This window comes from Amycolatopsis sp. NPDC114478, from assembly GCF_055633805.1.
Genome location: NZ_JBVKDO010000063.1, coordinates 1 through 1,199 on the forward strand (window position 1 = coordinate 1; position 1,199 = coordinate 1,199).

Genomic DNA, 1,199 nt, shown 5'->3' on the forward strand with positions numbered 1-1,199 from the left:
GCAACAGAACACCGACCAGAACTAGACAACAACACCGCACAGGGGGTCAATTTTCCAGAGACCACCCGGGGTCAAGGTTCCCGAAGCGTTGACACGGGGTCCTTCGTTTCCGACGACCCTGTCGCTGAGGCCTGCATATCACGGCGAGGAGGTTGTGTGCTGACAATGACCAGATGTCAGCAGCCCTGTTGCGCCATTGGATTTGCGTACGGTCCAACTGGTGCTGCAACCGTAATTCCCCGTGTTATCCACGATCAATGACCCACCCCAGAAAGGGGAGGTGTCCGCCGCGCGTGAGGCGGCGGAATAGCTGTCGCCATAGCTGAGCTGTACGGGCACAGAAGATGAAATCAAAATCGACTGCAAGTTCGCCTTGCTGGCGTCCACGCCAACCGTGATTCCAGTAAAGTCGGAATTGGGGCCGGCGCTGGTCACGCGGGGAGAGTTCTCGGCAACTATTCTCGCCGCTTCCTTGACGAGCTCGTCGTAAGAATGTTGCACGACAGAAAAGCTGAGTTCGATCGAACCACGTTTCTTTTCGGCATATTCTGCGAGTTGGGCGGGAACTGGGCCGTGCCGGTAGATCGTTACCGCGTTTGAGCTCGAAGCAATGCGCGCTTGAACGTATCCGTTCAGGTTGTTTGACTTTGCGAACAGTTGTGTCGCTTCGATGACGTCGAGCGCCGGTTGTTGTGCCACCATCTGAACCTCCTTTCCATTTGTTGCAAAGGATTTCCCGCTTCCCTGATGACCGTCGTCCACGACTGCCTGCTTGAGTGTGTCCACCAACGTTCTGTTGCTCGCCGAAGCCAAATTTGTCGACGAGAGCAGCAAGGCGCACGCAACCGCTGCAACACCGAGCACCGTGGGCCGTCTTCGCAATACCCTAAACATGATACCCCTCGTTCAGTTGCATGACGTGAGAAACCGGGACGGCGGCAAGGTTCTGGCATGAGACCCAAAGTGACTGGACTGACCTCCCCGCAGTCCGTGGCAACGCTAATGGTCTCGCGTGCGGACAATCACCGCTAATCAGGTGAAACTATCACAAAACGGTCAACGCATGTGGCAGAGTGCGTCCCGCCCCCTCGTCGAGCACTAGGTCCTGTCCTCAAAGCCAGATGAGCAGGGTGGCCAGGTCGATCATGCTCCGGTAGGAGGTGGCGGTCTTGTCGAAGCGGGTGGCGATGGCACGGAAC

Annotated in this window: 1 protein-coding gene; it reads right to left on the bottom strand. The window is 57.1% G+C overall.

Going from position 1 to position 1,199, the window contains the following annotated elements:
• Window positions 1–138 precede the first annotated feature (138 nt).
• The gene (locus tag ACZ7OH_RS51875) at window positions 139–786 is read right to left on the bottom strand and encodes a hypothetical protein (protein WP_470287734.1); all 648 of its coding nucleotides are present in this window, start codon (window positions 784–786) and stop codon (window positions 139–141) included.
• Window positions 787–1,199 lie beyond the last annotated feature (413 nt).